We start from the raw sequence: 17,712 nt of genomic DNA, 5'->3' as shown, positions 1-17,712 counted from the left end.
CCTTATTCAAACCTGAGCGATCCACTTGCGATGGGTATGGATCGACATCAAAACCCCAAACGCTGACAGCAGCGTCACCAGCGAAGTTCCTCCGTAGCTAATGAACGGCAACGGCACCCCCACAACCGGCAACAGGCCACTGACCATACCGATGTTGACGAAAACGTAAACAAAAAACGTCATGGTCAGGCTGCCCGCGAGCAATTTACCGAACAATGTCTGGGCCTGGGCGGTAATCACCAGTCCGCGACCGATCAACAGGAGGTAAATCAGCAGCAGTGCGCAGATGCCCACCAGGCCGAATTCTTCGCCCATGACCGCAATGATGAAGTCGGTGTGGCTTTCCGGCAGGAAATCCAGGTGCGACTGGGTGCCAAGCAGCCAGCCCTTGCCGAACACACCGCCGGAACCGATGGCCGCTTTCGACTGAATGATGTTCCAGCCGGTGCCCAGCGGATCGCTTTCGGGATCGAGGAAGGTCAGGACTCGCTGCTTCTGGTAATCGTGCATGACGAAGTACCACATGGCGACAGCCACCGGCACAGCAGCAGCGAGCACGCTGAGGATCCAGCGCCAGCGCAGGCCGCCCATGAACAGAACGAACGCGCCACCGGCGAGGATCAGCAGCGAAGTGCCGAGGTCCGGCTGACGCACGATCAGGATAAACGGCAAGCCAATCAGAAACAGACTGACGCCCACATGCTTGAGCTGCGGCGGCAAGGTGCGCTTGGACAGGTACCAGGCGATGGTCGCCGGCATCAGGATCTTCATGAATTCCGAAGGCTGGAAGCGGATCACCCCGGGAATGTTGATCCAGCGTGTGGCGCCCATGGCGTTGTGGCCCATGACGTCCACCACCACCAGCAACAGCACACCGATCACATACCCCACTGGCACCCAGCGGGCCATGAAGCGCGGTTCGAATTGGGCGATGACGATCATCGATACCAGACCGATGCCGAACGAAGTGGCTTGCTTGGCCAGCAGATCCCAGCTCTTGCCGCTGGCCGAATACAGCACGAACAGGCTGCCGGCGGCGAGGGTCAGCAACAGGATCAGCAACGGGCCGTCAATGTGCATGCGTTGCAACAGCGTCGCGCGGCGACGCATCACATCCTCGCTGGAGAGGATGCGGTCGAAATTACTCTTCACGGGCCGTAGCCTCCGCACTGATAGGGCTGGCGTACTCGGCCTTCAACCGACCGTCCTGATCCAGAAGCCAGGCGTCCATGATCTGGCGCACCACGGGCGCGGCGACGCCGGAACCGGACTCGCCGTTCTCGACCATCACCGACACCACGATTTGCGGGTTGTCGGCCGGTGCGAAGCCGACGAACAAGGCGTGGTCACGATGGCGCTCCTGAACCTTGGAGCGGTCGTACTTCTCGCCCTGCTTGATCGCAACGACCTGAGCCGTACCACTTTTGCCCGCGATGCGGTACTGCGCACCGATCGCCGCTTTGCGTGCCGTGCCCCGGGCACCGTGCATTACCTGCTGCATGCCGTGGTTGACCTTGGTCCAGTCGGACGGGTCACGCAGGATGATGTCAGGCATCGGATTTTCGTCCACTGGCTTCGCACCTTCGAGGGTCTTGGCCAAATGCGGGCGATTCCACACCCCCTTGTTGGCCACCAGCGCCGTGGCCTGGGCCAACTGCAACGGAGTGGACTGCATATAGCCCTGACCGATCCCGAGAATCAGCGTTTCGCCTGGGTACCAGGCCTGACGCCGGGTCGCGCGCTTCCATTCACGAGTAGGCATCAGCCCCGGCGACTCTTCGAACATGTCCAGCGAAACCTTCTGGCCGATGCCGAACTTGCCCATATAGGCCGACAACCGATCGATTCCCAGTTTGTGGGCCAGGTCGTAGAAGTAGGTATCGTTGGACCGCATGATCGCCGTGTCCAGATCGACGTAGCCGTCACCGGTACGGTTCCAGTTACGGTATTTGTGATCGTAGTTGGGCAACTGGTAATAGCCGGGGTCATACACTCGGCTCGATGCAGTCACAACGCCAGCATCCAGGCCGGCAATCGCCACCGCCGGTTTGATGGTCGAACCCGGCGGGTACAGACCGCGCAGCACGCGGTTGAACAGTGGCCGGTCGATGGAATCGCGCAACTCGGCATAAGCCTTGAAGCTGATGCCGGTGACGAACAGGTTGGGATCGAAACTTGGCGCACTGACCATCGCCAGCACTTCGCCGGTTTTCGGGTCCAGCGCTACCACCGCACCACGACGACCGCCGAGCGCAGCTTCGGCCGCTTCCTGCAATTTGATGTCCAGGCTCAGGACGATGTCCTTGCCGGGAATCGGATCGGTACGCTTGAGCACGCGCAATACGCGGCCTCGAGCATTGGTCTCGACTTCTTCGTAACCCACCTGGCCGTGCAGTTCGGGCTCGTAGAAGCGCTCGATGCCGGTTTTGCCGATGTGGTGGGTGCCGCTGTAATTGACCGGATCGAGCGACTTCAGCTCTTTTTCGTTGATCCGCCCCATGTAACCCACCGAGTGCGCAAAGTGCGGGCCCTGCGGGTAGTGACGCACCAGCTGCGCGACCACTTCCACCCCCGGCAGACGGAACTGATTGACCGCGATGCGGGCGATCTGCTCTTCGCTCAGCTCGAACAGGATCGGCACCGGTTCGAATGGCCGACGCCCCTGGCGCATGCGTTTCTCGAAGATCACCCGGTCTTCAGGCGTCAGTTCCAGCACTTCGACAATGACGTCGAGCACTTGCTGCCAGTCGCCGGAGCGCTCACGGGTCATGCTCAAACTGAAGCTGGGCCGGTTATCGGCCACCACCACGCCATTGCGATCAAAGATCAACCCGCGAGTCGGTGGAATCGGCTGCACATGGACACGGTTGTTTTCCGACAGGGTCGAGTGGTACTCGTACTGAATCACCTGGAGGAAATACAGCCGCGCGATCAGCACACAGATCAGCGCCACCACCGCAATGGCCCCGAACACGACGCGGCCACGCACCAGACGGGCGTCTTTTTCGTGGTCCTTGATGCGGATCGGCTGGGGCATGAGGGCAGAACTACTTGTGGTAAGGGTGGCCGGACAGGACTGTCCAGGCACGATACAGCTGTTCGCCGATCAGGATTCGCACCAGCGGGTGCGGCAACGTCAACGGCGAGAGCGACCAGCGCTGATCGGCCCGGGCACAGACTTCCGGCGCCAGCCCTTCGGGGCCGCCGACCATGAAGTTCACCGTGCGCGAGTCCAGCCGCCAGCGATCGAGCTCGACCGCCAGCTGCTCGGTGCTCCAGGGCTTGCCGTGGACTTCGAGGGTGACAACGCGCTCGTTCGGCCCGACCTTCGCCAGCATGGCTTCGCCTTCCTGACGGATGAAGCGCGCCACGTCGGCGTTCTTGCCACGGGTGTTGAGCGGTATTTCCACCAGTTCCAGCGCCAGCTCGGACGGAAGACGCTTGGCATATTCATGCCAGCCTTCTTCCACCCATTTGGGCATGCGTGAACCGACGGCGATCAGTCGCAGTCGCACAGCGGTCCCTTATTGCTGGTCTTTGTTGAGCTTGACGAAGTGCTCATGGGTGTTTTCCGGGCTGTGGTGAGCCGCGTTCAGGGCACGGCTCTGCTCTGCACCGGACCACAGACGCTCCAGGTCGTAAAACTGACGAGCCGAAGCGGTCATCATGTGCACGATGACATCATCCATATCCAGCAGGACCCAGTCACTGTCGCCCTTGCCTTCTTCACCCAGCGGCTTGACGCCCTGGGCTTTGACCGCTTCGCGGACCTTGTCCAGCATCGCGCCGATCTGGCGGTTGGACGTACCGGTGGCGATGATCATGAAGTCAGTGATGCTCTGCTTTTCACGAACGTCGATCACCTGAATGTCCTGGCCCTTGACGTCTTCCAGGGCCGCTACGGCAACCTTGACCAGCTCTTCGCCGCGCAGCTCGGGGCCGGTTGGAACTTCTACTGGCAGTGGGGCGCTCTTGAACGTGCCTTTGCGCTTTACTTTAGTTACGTCTTTGTCAGTCATATAAAACTCGTTTTGCTCGTATGTTCGGGCGCTTCGGTACACGCGTTCACGTGTTTTGAAGCGCTCCCTTTTTCAGTTCGACGCACGGTAGAGACCGTGCGCATCGATGTAGGCCAGGACCGCGTCGGGCACCAGGAAACGTACCGACTTACCGCTGGCCAGCAGTTGACGGATCTGGGTGGCGGATACCGCGAGCGGTGTCTGCCAGACGAATGCAATCTGTCCGCTCGGCCCTTTGAGGGCCAGCGGGTCGCTCACCGAGCGTGCCGCCAACAGATTGCGCAAGGCATCCGGCGGTTCGCTGTCGGCATCCGGGCGTTGCAGCACCAGGATGTGGCAATGCTGGAGCAACTCTTCCCAGCGGTGCCAAGTGGGCAGGCCGCAAAATGCGTCCCAGCCCAAAAGTAGAAAAACCTGGTCTTCGGCGGCCAGTTCGGCGCGCATCAGCTCCAGGGTGTCGATAGTGTAGGACGGTTTGTCCCGCTGCAATTCGCGGGCGTCCACCACCAGCGGTGCCACACCGGCCACCGCGCACTCGACCATCGCCAGACGGTCTTTCGCCGATACCTGCGGCGTACCGCGATGAGGCGGTCTGGCACTGGGCGTCAGACGCAGCTCATCGAGCGCCAGCGATTCGGCGACTTCCAGCGCACCGCGCAAATGGCCGATGTGCACCGGATCGAAGGTCCCGCCCAACATGCCAATGCGTCGAGGCGCAGGCTCGCTGGCGGTTACCGGGGCTGACTGGTCGAGGTCGCCCAAGTCAGTCCGACGCCTGGCCGCGCAACTGGCCATCACCGACCACGATGTACTTCTCGCAGGTCAGACCTTCGAGGCCCACCGGGCCGCGGGCGTGCAGCTTATCAGTAGAAATGCCAATCTCGGCACCCAATCCGTATTCGAAGCCATCGGCAAAGCACGTCGGCGTATTGATCATCACCGAAGACGAATCGACTTCGGCCACGAAACGCCGGGTGTCGGCCAGGTTTTCGCTGACGATCGAATCGGTGTGATGGGAGCCGTACTTATTAATGTGCTCGATGGCCTGGTCCAGCCCGTCGACCACGCGGATCGAAAGAATCGGCGCCAGGTATTCGGTGTTCCAGTCCTCTTCGCTGGCGACAACCGCCTCGATGATCGCCCGGGTGCGTTCGCAGCCGCGCAGCTCGACGCCTTTTTCGCGGAACTGTGCAGCCATCGATGGCAGGAAATCCTTGGCGACCGATTGGTCCACCAGCAGGGTTTCCATGGCACCGCAGATACCGTAGCGGTAAGTCTTGGCGTTGAACGCGATACGCTGGGCTTTCGGCAGGTCGGCGTGAGCACTGACGTAAACGTGACAGATGCCGTCCAGATGCTTGATAACCGGCACGCGGGCGTCACGGCTGACGCGCTCGATCAGGCCACGACCGCCACGGGGCACGATAACGTCGACGTATTCAGGCATGGTGATCAGCGCGCCAACGGCGGCGCGGTCAGTGGTTTCGACCACTTGCACCACGGCGGCAGGCAAATCGGCTTCGGCCAGACCGCGCTGGATGCAGGCGGCAATGGCACGATTGGAATGAATCGCCTCGGAGCCGCCACGCAGGATAGTTGCGTTGCCGGACTTCAGGCACAGGCTGGCGGCATCGATGGTCACGTTGGGCCGGGATTCGTAGATGATCCCGATCACGCCCAACGGCACGCGCATCTTGCCGACCTGAATGCCCGACGGCCGAAAACTCATGTCGCGGATCGCGCCGACCGGGTCCGGCAGAGCTGCTACCTGACGCAAACCGACGATCATGCCGTCGATGCGTTCCGGGGTCAGTGCCAGACGTTCAAGCAATGCAGGCTCAAGACCATTGGCGCGACCAGCGGCCAGATCCAGTTCATTGGCAGCCGTCAACTCGGCGCGTGCGGCGTCCAACGCATTGGCAGCAGCCTGCAAGGCGCGGTTTTTCTGCGCGGTGCTGGCACGGCCGATGACGCGAGAAGCTTCGCGGGCAGCGCGACCCAATCGGGTCATGTAATCAAGAACGGACTCAGTCATGGTCTGGAGTGGTCTTTGCTAAGGTCTTGGTAAAGAGTAAAGCGGCAGATTATAGCTGTCGCGTCCCGGGACTAACAGCGGTGACGGGCGGATGGTCGAAATGGAGGGCAATTTGCCGACGTTAAGCCGTGATTAAGCTGCAAATTGTTATCATCGCGACTCAATCAGCCCTGATAAACGCCGTTCATCATGACTAACCTGACTGTTCGCACCTCTGCGACGAGCCTGCCCAAGGGGCTCGCGGATGCATTTTTCGACAGAGACGCCCAAACGCTGGCCCGGGATTTACTCGGCAAAGTCATTCGCCATCGGGTTGGCGACTTGTGGCTCAGCGCCCGGATTATCGAGACCGAGGCCTATTACTTCGAAGAAAAAGGCAGTCACGCCTCCCTCGGCTACACAGAAAAACGTAAGGCTTTGTTTCTGGATGGCGGCCACATCTATATGTATTACGCCCGTGGCGGCGATTCCCTGAACTTCAGCGCCCAGGGACCGGGCAATGCCGTGCTGATCAAATCCGCCTATCCGTGGGTTGATGATTTGAGCGGGCCGGCAAGCCTGGCGCAGATGCTGTTGAACAATCCCGACACCCAAGGTCGCCCCCGCCCCACGCAAAAGCTCTGCGCTGGACAGACGTTGCTTTGCAAGGCATTGGGCTTGAAGGTACCGGTCTGGGACGCCAAGCGCTTCGATCATGAGGTGCTGCTGGTGGAAGATGTCGGCCCGGCGCCCGTTCACATCATACAAACCACACGCCTGGGCATTCCTCACGGTCGCGATGAGCATCTGATGTACCGTTTCGTCGATGCGGCTTACGCGCCGTATTGCACGCGCAACCCCTTGCGACGGGGGCAGATAGAAGGTCGCGATTATTTTTTGCTGACCTGAATTATTGAAAATCCATTGTGGGAGTGAGCCTGCTCGCGATAGCAGACTGATTGTCGAAGTAGATGTCGTCTGACACTCCGCTATCGCGAGCAGGCTCGCTCCCACATGTGTTTTGAAGATTGCGTTCGTCCCTCGGGACCGATTGATTATTCAATGGAGTTGTTTTTATGGGCCCATGGCTCGATAGCGTGACCGGTTGGTTGACGGTCAACCCACAATGGCTGGCCGCGGCGGTGTTCATCGTGGCCTTTGTAGAATGCCTGGCGATTGCCGGGCTGATCGTGCCCGGTACGGTGTTGCTGTTCGCCGTGGCGGTACTGGCCGGCAGTGGCGCGCTGTCATTGAGCGAAACGTTATTGCTGGGGTTCGTCGCTGGCGTTCTCGGCGATACCGTCTCTTACTTCATCGGGCGACATTTCCATCAGAACATCCGACGCCTGCCAGGGTTGCGTCATCATCCGGAATGGATCGCCGGGGCCGAGGCATATTTCCAGCGTTACGGCATCGCCAGCCTGTTGGTCGGGCGCTTCATCGGACCGCTGCGGCCGATGCTGCCGATGGTCGCTGGGATGTTCGACATGCCCTTCCCGCGCTTCGCTGTCGTCAGCCTGCTGGCCGCCGCTGGCTGGACCGTTGCCTATCTGCTGCCCGGCTGGGCCACTGGCGCGGCGATTCGTCTGCCGCTGCCGGAAGGTTTCTGGCCACAGGTCGGGCTGGTGGTCGGCAGCATCGCGGCGCTGGTAGGCCTGAGCGTCAACAGCAGCGTGCGCGCTCATCGCCTGGTTACCGTATACATCGCCGGCCTCAGCCTGGTGATACTCGGTGGGTTGTTCATTGGCTTTGCGCATCTGAACGCCTTCGATCAGGGCTTGATGACGCTGATACAGGAGCACCGCAGCCCGCTGCTGGATGAAGTGGCGGTGATGCTCACCCAGCTCGGCGAGTTCAAAAACATGTTCGCGATCAGCGCGGCGCTGACGATCCTGCTGCTGGTTACCCGACAATGGCGACACATGCTCTTCGCCGGCAGCACGCTGCTGATCACCGCGCTGGCGAACACCGGAACCAAAAACCTGTTCGCCCGGATGCGCCCGGAAGTACTGGCCGATCCGCTGAGCAGCTACAGCATGCCCAGTGGTCATTCGTCCGGTTCGTTTGCGCTATTCCTGACCTTGGCGGTACTGGCCGGCCGAGGCCAGCCAACGCGCATGCGCCTGACCTGGCTGCTGCTCGGCTGCTTGCCGGCTGTGTCCATCGCCATGTCGCGGGTTTATCTTGGCGCGCACTGGCCAACCGATGTCCTGGCCGGAGCGGTACTGGCGGCTTGTGTTTGTGCGGCCAGCCTGGCCGTGACCCAGCGTCAGACAGTCCTGAATCCGATGCCGACCAAAGTCTGGTGGTTGGTCTTGCCGGTGTTGATGGCATTGTTCGGCTTCTTCGCGCTGTGGAATTTGCCTCACGCTCTGTTGCGTTACTCGTACTGATAGCGAAGGGCTCGCAGCTTCTCCTTTCGAAGAGAAGCTGTGAACTGCCTGGACTGACCGCTATTACCGATCAGAAGATCGCAGTAGTTGATAAAACAGCGCCCCCTATTTATTGCGTTACTTAATTCAACCTCAACTTGCAACATTGCTTCTTAAAAAAATCGTCTGCGAGGGCATATAAAATAACGAAAGCTATAAATATGTACCGCACCTGCTACATCCATCTCAACAATACTTTTCAACGCCAACATGAGGCCCAAGAACCGAATTACATCTATATGAAAGAAGAGATACTCGAACCATGTCCACGCCATCCATATCCACCGGGCAAAATCCAACACTGCCGATAAACATCCGTATTACCGAAACGCCCCCTTCTCTCTCGGCACGGATGCCCTCCTCCACACCCCAAGATGAACAACGTCGGAACAGACTCTTGCTCCAGGATCAATTGAACGGTCCGGTTCGCATTGGCGAATTAACCATCAGTCGCCAGGACTTGTATGACATGGGGGCCAGGCTCAATGGCCAGGTGATCAACGCAAATCATCCGATTCAGCTTGAGCCCGACCAGACATTCATAAACGCTCTGCAATTTGATCCGGCCAAGATCGAGGGCAGGCTGCAATCCCCTCAACATAGCGACAGCTGCGCGGGGTTGTTGTTTGAACTCGGCGTTCTGCGCTCGGCCAGCGCCCAGTCTTTGCTTTCAGCATCATCCTCCGACTTGTCAGCGTCCATGCAAAGCCTTGGCAAACTGCTGGACTCCGCCCAGCAATTGTCATTGAGCACCCCTTCGCTGCCTGAAAACCTGCCGAGCTGGGCCGACAAGGTCAAAAGCCGCAGCATGACCAGCATGGGCGTCGGGCTGCAGGGCTACGGCATCTACAGCGGCATCATGGGCACCGCAGAAGCACTGAAGAAAGGCGACCTGGTTGAAGCCGGCATCAACGTAGGCGGGATCACTGCCGAGGTGGGTTCTTTGTTCCTCGAGCGAGGTCTGGAAAACGTCGGCAGAAACATGATGCTCAGTGGCGGCAAGGTGTTTACAGGGTTCAGCAAAACCAGTGCCGGCAAGTACCTGGCACGCGGCGCCGGCCTGCTTGCCAGTGTCCTGACTCTTCCCTTCGATATCTACACCGCCATCAAAGCGTTCAACGACGCCGCCAGCGCCACCGGCAAACAAGCTCAGGATCACTACTTCAATGCAGCGCTTAGCCTGACCAGCGCCGGGCTGAGTATTGTTCTGGGTATAGCGGCACTTGCCGGTTTCAGTGCCGCCGGCCCGATCGGGATTGCGGCGGGTGCCGTGCTCATCCTGGGTGCAAGAATTTACGGTGCCGCTCGCCAGGTCGATGACATCGACGATTACATTACATTGAGCACCCACGAACGCTTGCGCTCGGGTTGGTTTGCGTTCACCGGGCAAACCATGGATCGAGACATCCTCGACCGCTACCTCGTCGCCAAAACCGACAGCAGCTACAGCGAGCTACTGAAAAAGACGGCCCGAAGCTGGCTGGACAACGAATTGAAAGACACTGTCGAAGCGGTAGTGTTAGGCAGCTATCAAGTCGAATTGCAGACCGTCAAGCACTGGAAATACCAGTGGGACGATGCCGGCGGCGAAAGTCCATACATCGAGGAAAAGGAAGCCGTCATCAAGGAAACCGACGACACGTTCGATGCCAGCCAAGGCATCAGCCACATTCCGGGCGCAATCATCGGTAGCGCGGGCGAGCACAAGGCCATCCTCTGGCAACTGGGAGGCGGGCACGACACCGTTGTGGGGGTCAGGGACAAACCCAACCAGTTCAGCTACGGCACGGGAAAAAAGACCCTCACCGGTGGCGACAAGGATGATATTTTCAGCTTTCGGATCGCCGCCGACACTCTCCAGCCTGGCGATCTGTCAGGCAGTCGGCTGCGAGGTGGCGCCGGCAATGACACGCTGCAACTGGAAGGCAAGGTCTCGCGCGACAAGCCGCATCAGGGCGTGCACATTGACCTGCAAACAGGGCAACTGAACCTGCGCGCCAGCCCCGACACCCCGCCCCTGCGCTTTGAGTCTGTTGAGACTGTCGAAACGCTGGCGGACGCCGCGAATAGCATCACCGGCAGTTCGCAGGCGGACCGAATCGTCCTGCGCGGAAACGCGGACATTGCCGACACCGGCGCAGGTGCCGACACGATTGTGATCAAAGGGCCAAACAGCCAGGCCAACGGCGGTCCCGGCGAAGATCACTACATCATCGCCGACAAAACCGACGCCACCACACTGATCGAAGATGGCCAGGACCCCAGCCTCATCGACCTCGACTGGACGCTCGAACGCATTCAAGGCTGGCGGGTCGAAGGGACTTCGCTGGTGCTGTCCGCTCTTCACGGGATAGATGGAAAACTGCCGCGGATCACCGTCACGGTCAAAGGGATTTATCGCCAGGAAGCCGACAAACGCCTGCTGCGCAACGACAAACTGATAGTGCGCACCAAGGATCTCTACTCACTCAAACCTGACTTGCCGCAACAGCTCGATGGCCGCGACAACGTCGGCGTCAACGCAATCATCCTGGCGCGGGGCAAACCTGCAACCCCGCCGCAACTGTTGAACGGAGGAGACCATGTCGCCTCCAGCGCATCGCACTCAAGCTACTTCGTCTATCGACATTTGGCCTCGACCGTACTGGCTGTCCGGCACGTGAGCGAAACGACGCTCAGCACGCTATTCCTGGATTACGACAGTCATGAAATAGAAGCCGTAGAGGCGCAGTACACGGTCAGGTCAACACGCAACATCAACTCCGAGTACCTGCGCTACCAGGACGTCAACTTGACCTTGCGCTTCATGGATCAAAAGCGCCTGACGCTCAAAGACATGGCCCGCGATCGCGCGGGGGTCGGTAGCAATGTCATAGGCAACGTGATCGCGTCAGGGCTGATGCCCACACACAACTTTGTGCTCATCATGCGCGACGGAATTTCCTACCGGGTAGAACTGCCGCACCATTCCTATCTTGAAGACCAACGCCAACCGGGTCACAAGACTTTACTGACACCCCGCTCGCTGGTTGAGCGTACCGGCCACTACCTGATGCAGCAACCTGCGGCCCATCCGCCCACCGTGCTGAAACCGCAGGACCTGCGGGTGGACATCCAAGCCGCGCCCCAGACCGGCATTCTCGTGCTGGAGGGGCAGGCCGCGACCTACGACATCCATCCGGCGGCCGACACCATCCTCAGGCTGTCGACTTCGGTCGCGATAGCCGCTGCTATCGGTACTTCAACCTGGAATATTCATACACAGCACCTGAGTGAGACGATCGGCCGCGAGCACATCCGCCTGAGCGGCGCACAGCTATGGGTCGGCCACATCCTTATTCTGCTGCCCAACGACGAGACCGGTGACGCGCTGATGGAAACGGTGCGTGTTTTCACCTCATCCGGCCACCGATACGACATCGAACAGGAATTTGCCGTGGTGCTTCTGGCAGAAATCAATGCCCAGGCCTATTCCAGCATCGACGCGATCCAGGCAGGGATCAGTCTGCATCGCCAAGGCAACGAACCGATGACCGACCTGGTGCTCATCCTCCATCTGCAATTGCGTGACGATGACAGCAAAGCCATTTACTACGACAGCGTCGCCGAGGACTGGACGCTCGAAGGTGACTGGTCGCGCAAGCTGCACCTGGAGGACATGCACATCGCGCGCGCCCCCGTGAACGAAACCCCAATGGATCAATGATCGAATTGCGCCACACCTGATTTCATTCAAACACCGCTTCAACACTGGAAAGGATTCCAACATGGCACCCAAACCACCGATATCTTCGATACCCAAAATCAACCTGCCTGAGCTGCCGACGACGACCCCGCCGCGATTGCAAGCGGATGCGTCGCTGCCGGGCACCCGCGTGAATACAGGGCTGGAGTCGATGCAACCTGCTGCGGGATGGCCTGATGGCACGCCCCATGCGCCTGGGCTGACACCCGGTCTGTTGCCCGACGCCCAGCAGCCGATACAAACACAGGCAGTCGCTACGTCCACGGTGCCGACACGTGCTCTCGGCAATGATCCATTGAATGGGTTTCGAGTGTCGGTCTACTCGGCAAACATGTTGCCCGCCCCAAACGACGCCGGCTTGCGAATCCATGCCCAACGCATGTACGTCGACATCCCGGGCAACGGTACAGTCCAAGTCAGCTATGACGCAGGCACGAACACATACCGGGCACAACGTCGCTTCGAAGTGACTCCCAGCGGACCGGTATTGCACCTGAACAACGATGGAAAAAGCTGGAGCCTCAATCCCCCTGCCCCGCCGCCAGTAAACATGTCAACGACTGCTATCGCCCCACGCATCTACCTTGATAGCACACACTATGTCTGGAACCCGGACGCAACAAACCTTCAGGGATACGTCGTTCTGCATCGAAAAAGAGGCCTGGACGCACACGTAGGACCCGAAACCCATATGGCCTTTCAGGATGACAACGGTTCGTTCGTCAAAGTCGAACCGGGCTCGACCCCGATCGACCAGCCGGCGGCCAAGCTAGCGGCGTGGACCGATCGTGACCTATGGGATATGTACGATCTTTCCGGCAGTGATATCACCCGTTTCCGCGACGAAGTCACGGTCACCGGGATGAAGCCGCAATGGGCCTCCATTCGACAGGAGCGGCTTCAGAAATCGTATCTTCTCGATGAACTTCGCCGCTGGTTGGCGCCACATATGAGCCGGGATGAATTTAACCGGCGAATGGAGCCTCTGAACTATTCGGTCGAGCAATGGGCGGCGCAACTCGACAGGGTCAGTCTCGATTCGGTCGCCAGGCGCCAACGTGAAGTACACAAACGCAAGCTGGACAACCCGCAAGCGCAAACCGGAGCCGAGGCACAACGCCCACGCCTGGCGGACGAACAATCCCCCAGAGCGGATAGTCCCGCAGTGCCCGACTACATTACGAAGTCCGTTGAGTACGGAGCACTGAGAGACCAACTGATCGAACAACTTCGATCCCTGACAAGCACGGGACCAGCCGCGAAATCGCGGGAGGAGATCACCCGCCAGATTCAACCCTACAACCTGTCGACACGACAGCTCTCGCGACTGGTCAGTGACGTGCAGGCCCAAGGACGCATTCCCCAGTGGGCTGAGGACCTCAGACATTCTTCCATGGACGAAACCAACCCTCATCGGTTCGATGAAGTCTACGAAGAACTGTTGCCCGAGATACTGCACCTCAGAAACCAGTCAACCGGCAACATCTCCTTCTCCGACAACTTCACCCGTCCATATCTCAATGCCCTGCTCACAAAGGCCGGTTACCAGCGCAACAAATACAACTGCTTATACAGAACTGATATTCCGGCCATGTTCAGGGGGGACGACCGCAACCCCTTCGAGTTTTTCGAGGATCACATGCGCCCACGCCAGAAACACGGTGTCGGATCAACCACACAAAAAGCCGTGAGCGCAACGTTCAGTCTGTCGGAGGCATATGTACATGCTCGCAGCGCTCCAGAGGTGGAAGCGTTGCTGTATGACACTCAGCATCACAAATACCCAGGGGAATTAATCGACTACAGCGGAACCCGCAGATACGAAGAAAGAGGCAAAAGTTCATCCAGCAGTGACGAGGACGACAGCTCATCCAGCAGCGACGAGGACAGCTCAGGTAACCCGCTCTTGCGTTTCCATGACAAACACTACATCGCAAAAAGGCAAAATCAGCGCATCGGGTTTACCTATTTGCTCGACACCCGCAATATTGAAGTTGTGCCTGGCGAAGAAAACCTGGCTTTCAATGCCTATGCGCGAACCGAAAAAAAGCCCGGTGAAAAGATCTGGTTTCCCGACGATTCATATGAAGGCCACATTTCAATGTCTGCGCGCGGCTTGAGTGCTGACAGGATCTGGCTGATCAACTCGAGCGGGACGCGTGCAGCGAAGATCAATGACATCTGCGCCCTGTACCTGAGTCAGCCCGAGTCCGCCAGGCACAGCCCCCGTGCGGGCAGACCCATTGAAGAAAGAACCTGGAGCGGTGACGACAACGAGTGGGAATATGACAACTTGATCGATCAGGCCGCAAACTTGGGCAAACCTGTCATCAAACTGCCTGACGGAGAAATATACTCAAACGACATTGTGTTTCCATAAGGCCAGCTCTGCTCATCGTTGAATAATACCGGCCCTGGACTTCCGGGAGCCGGTCATCTTTCAGGCCACTATTGGAAAGGATTCCAACATGCCAAAACCACCAGTATCTTCGATACCGAAAATAAACATGCCTGAACCACCCGCATTGAATCTGCCGCCACTGCATGGGCCAGGACACTCTGCAATCGGTCACCCAAATCTGCAGGCAGGCATGTCATCGGACACTACGCCGCCAGCCCCCTTGTTACCCATCACGGGCCCCTCCCTGACTCAACCTTCCCTGCTGCCATTGCCCGTCTTGAATGTCCAGGACACTGCCACTGCCGGAGCACCAACCGCCGCTTCCGGCTCCGACCCACTGCATCGGTTCCGTCTGCCCGCATCGTCCTCAAACCTCTTGCCCGCACCCGGCGCTGACGGGTTTAGAGTCCAGGCGCAACGCCGGTACGTCGACATTCAGTCCGGTGGAACGGTGCTTGTCGAGTTCGACTCCGCTGTCGGAATGTATCGGGCAAAACGGCGTAACGAACTGACGGCCTCTGGACCGGCGTTGCGGCTCAACCCAGACAGCAGGACCTGGCGCCTGGCTGCCGAGTCGCTGCCCGGCGAGTCCTCAATAAAACCAACGCATGTGCCACAACCGGCGCCTGCACAACAACTACCCGCACAAAGCTACGTCGACATTGCCCACTACACCTGGGAGCCACAGGCAACCAATCTTCATGGGTATGTGGTGATGCATAGAAAACAGGACGCGGACCCGCTCGTCGGTCCGGCGACCCAATATGCTTTTGTCGATATGAACGGACACTTTGTCAGAGTCGATCCGCCAGATACCCCGATCAATCAGCCTGCGCAGCAAATTCCCGTCTGGACGGACTACGACATCTGGGACTTTTACGGATTGCAGGGAGCACAGATCAGCCGATTTCGCGCCGAGGTCGCCAGTACCGGCAACAAGCCACAATGGGCGCAACCGCGTACAAACCGACGCCGCAAACCCCATCTGATCAACGAATTGCGACGCTGGATGGCACCTGACAAGCAGCAAGACGAATTTGCCGAGTTAATGGAGCCACACTCGTACGGGCAATTGAAGGCGATGTTCGACAATGTGCAGCTCAACCAGCGCCATCCTCAACCAACTCCCCAAAAGCGGCCCCTGATCGACGAGCAACCAGGGCCGTCTAAAAAACGCCCCTTGATCGAGGATCTATCGGGGCCCGGTTTGCCGGCGACACCACCGCGCCTGCCGGATACGCAGCCGACCACAGAGACGGGAAACACCCCTGATTACGTCGAGATGGCGCGTGTAACCGCAGAAGAAAGAGGCAAGCTTCTTGAACAGCTTCAAGTCCGGATGAACTTGCGAGGCCCGCACAAAACCCTGGATGAGGTGGCGGCGACGATGAAGCCTTACAACCTGTCGAACCGGCAACTCACACAGATGCTCGCCGAGATACAGGCCAACGGCACCGCCCCGCAGTGGGCCGAGAACCATAAACAAACGTCCATCGACGAGACAAACATCAACCGGTTCAACCACGCCTACGAGGAGTTGCTGCCTGAAATCTTCAGCCTGCGAAACCGCGGGCGGGGCTTTACGGATTTCAATGCCAATTACACCCGCACCTATCTCGATGGCTTACTGGCGTACGCCGGGTACAAGCGCAATAAATACAACTGTTTGTACCGTACCGATATACCCGCGATGTTCAGGGGCGATGACCGCACGCCTTTCGAATTTTCCCGGGACGGCCATATGCTCCCGCGCCAGGATCTCGGTGAAGGTTCAACGACACAAAAGGCTGTCAGCGCGACCTTCAGTCTGAACAACGCGAAACAGTACATCCGCCAATTCGGCAAGCAATCCGGGATAAAAGAACTTCTGTACGACACTCAGTACCACAAGTACCCCGGCGACTTGAGCCGAACCGAGTCGAGCGATACAGAATCCGTTGACAGTGCGGCAGACTCCGATACCGACAGCGGCTCGGACAGCGAACCGGGACGAATCACGGAGAAGGACTATTACCCGAAAAGACTCAACCAGAACATTGCCTTTTGTTACCTGCTCGACACCCGCAACATCGAGATCGTCCCGGCCCGTGAAAACTATCATTTCAACAGGGATGCGCTCGACGAATCGAAAAGAACCGGCGGTAAAACCTGGTTTCCCGATGATGATCTGGAAGGGCATATTTCAGTATCCAGCCGTGGCTTCAGCGCAGACCGGATCTGGCTGGTCAACTCGACCTTTACCCGCGCAGCACGGGTCAGTGACATCTACTTGCAATCCTATGTTCACGCCGACCATTCAACCAGAGGCGAGGCTGACAGTATCGAAGAGCGGACATGGGCCGGCGCAAACAACCTGAGTGACTACGACATGTTGATCGATCAGGTGGCGGCGGCCAACAAACCGGTGATTAACTTTCCCGCCGGTAAGGAAGTGTTCTCCAACGACGTGGTCTTTACGCCTGACTTGATAACGCCGACAACCGCCTGATCCTGTCGGCAGACACTAGGCAAACAACTCGCCTTGCAACTCATCCAGCAGCGCCTGAATCGCATCCAGTCGCTGCTGCGGATCATCGAGTTGCAGCAGGTCGATCTTGTCCACTTCGGCAAATGGCAATAGGTACGCCAACTGATTGGCCAGCGACTGCTGCCCGGTTGCTTCGGTGCCCATGTTCAACGCCTCGACCATCGGGTGTTCGGCCAAGGCTTTGAGCAGTGCAACCAGGTCGGCGTCCTCGTCTTGCAGCGGTTGCTCAGGTTCGTCCTCCAGCCACTCGACCTCGGCGACGGTCAGTTGATCGCGCTGAATTTCGGTACGCAACACGTGGAAGCGCCGCCCGCCCTGCACCCGAATGCCCAGCAAGCCATTGTCCTGCTGTTTGAAATCAGTGATCAGCGCCTCGCACCCGACCAGCGCGTAGCCCGCCGGCGCGATGCCGACCTCTTCGCCGTCGAGGATGCACACCACGCCAAAGCCGCCGCCCTGCTTCATGCAGCGACTGATCATGTCCAGGTAGCGCGCCTCGAAGATTTGCAAATCGAGGATGCAACCTGGGAACAACACTGTATTCAGCGGAAAAAGCGGCAAGCTCATAGACATT

General features: G+C 58.9%; 12 protein-coding genes. 5 read left to right on the top strand and 7 right to left on the bottom strand.

Translation table 11 applies throughout. From position 1 onward, the window contains the following. Nucleotides 1-6: 6 nt before the first annotated feature. The 6 genes from rodA to ACQ4OB_RS04930 all read right to left on the bottom strand — a co-directional run bounded on the left by rodA (nt 7) and on the right by ACQ4OB_RS04930 (nt 6,054). A complete protein-coding gene (gene rodA, locus ACQ4OB_RS04955) occupies nt 7-1,110 on the bottom strand; it encodes a rod shape-determining protein RodA (RefSeq protein WP_074880374.1) in 1,104 nt (367 codons plus the stop codon). Between the two features lie 31 nt (nt 1,111-1,141). After that, nucleotides 1,142-3,037, bottom strand: coding sequence for a penicillin-binding protein 2 (gene mrdA, locus ACQ4OB_RS04950; RefSeq protein WP_074871193.1), 1,896 nt, complete (start codon nt 3,035-3,037; stop codon nt 1,142-1,144). A gap of 10 nt (nt 3,038-3,047) precedes the next feature. Further along, nucleotides 3,048-3,515, bottom strand: coding sequence for a 23S rRNA (pseudouridine(1915)-N(3))-methyltransferase RlmH (gene rlmH / locus ACQ4OB_RS04945; protein ID WP_007937439.1), 468 nt, complete (start codon nt 3,513-3,515; stop codon nt 3,048-3,050). 9 nt (nt 3,516-3,524) lie between these two features. Continuing rightward, complete coding sequence (rsfS, locus tag ACQ4OB_RS04940; protein ID WP_008152812.1) at nt 3,525-4,019, bottom strand: ribosome silencing factor; 495 nt, start codon at nt 4,017-4,019, stop codon at nt 3,525-3,527. 72 nt (nt 4,020-4,091) lie between these two features. Continuing rightward, nucleotides 4,092-4,781, bottom strand: a complete 690-nt coding sequence (gene nadD, locus ACQ4OB_RS04935) for a nicotinate-nucleotide adenylyltransferase (protein WP_430955226.1) — start codon at nt 4,779-4,781, stop codon at nt 4,092-4,094. A 1-nt stretch (nt 4,782) separates the two neighbouring features. Further along, the gene (locus ACQ4OB_RS04930; protein ID WP_074871197.1) at nt 4,783-6,054 is read right to left on the bottom strand and encodes a glutamate-5-semialdehyde dehydrogenase; all 1,272 of its coding nucleotides are present in this window, start codon (nt 6,052-6,054) and stop codon (nt 4,783-4,785) included. 189 nt (nt 6,055-6,243) lie between these two features. On the opposite strand from ACQ4OB_RS04930, the gene ACQ4OB_RS04925 reads away from it, so the two are divergent. From ACQ4OB_RS04925 to ACQ4OB_RS04905, 5 genes are all read left to right on the top strand, one after another. Beyond that, nucleotides 6,244-6,942 (top strand): DNA-3-methyladenine glycosylase, encoded by a 699-nt coding sequence (locus ACQ4OB_RS04925; protein WP_074871199.1) that lies wholly within the window; start codon nt 6,244-6,246, stop codon nt 6,940-6,942. Nucleotides 6,943-7,109: 167 nt separating this feature from the next. After that, a complete protein-coding gene (locus tag ACQ4OB_RS04920; RefSeq protein ID WP_102615779.1) occupies nt 7,110-8,426 on the top strand; it encodes a bifunctional DedA family/phosphatase PAP2 family protein in 1,317 nt (438 codons plus the stop codon). 436 nt (nt 8,427-8,862) lie between these two features. After that, nucleotides 8,863-12,171 (top strand): calcium-binding protein, encoded by a 3,309-nt coding sequence (locus ACQ4OB_RS04915; protein WP_430955225.1) that lies wholly within the window; start codon nt 8,863-8,865, stop codon nt 12,169-12,171. Between the two features lie 61 nt (nt 12,172-12,232). Next, nucleotides 12,233-14,590: a hypothetical protein gene (locus ACQ4OB_RS04910; protein WP_430955224.1), complete on the top strand. Its 2,358-nt coding sequence runs from the start codon at nt 12,233-12,235 to the stop codon at nt 14,588-14,590. Nucleotides 14,591-15,062: 472 nt separating this feature from the next. Further along, a complete protein-coding gene (locus ACQ4OB_RS04905; protein ID WP_430955223.1) occupies nt 15,063-17,099 on the top strand; it encodes a hypothetical protein in 2,037 nt (678 codons plus the stop codon). A 15-nt stretch (nt 17,100-17,114) separates the two neighbouring features. Here ACQ4OB_RS04905 and ACQ4OB_RS04900 read toward each other — a convergent pair whose 3' ends face one another. Beyond that, entirely contained in the window at nt 17,115-17,705 is a 591-nt protein-coding gene (locus tag ACQ4OB_RS04900; RefSeq protein WP_008152802.1) for an LON peptidase substrate-binding domain-containing protein, read from the bottom strand. Between the last annotated feature and the right edge of the window lie 7 nt (nt 17,706-17,712).

Origin of the sequence: Pseudomonas sp. ES4 (assembly GCF_050586665.1) — a bacterium.
Classification (GTDB): Bacteria; Pseudomonadota; Gammaproteobacteria; order Pseudomonadales; family Pseudomonadaceae; genus Aquipseudomonas; species Aquipseudomonas frederiksbergensis.
This window is presented reverse-complemented; position numbering and strand designations above follow the sequence as displayed.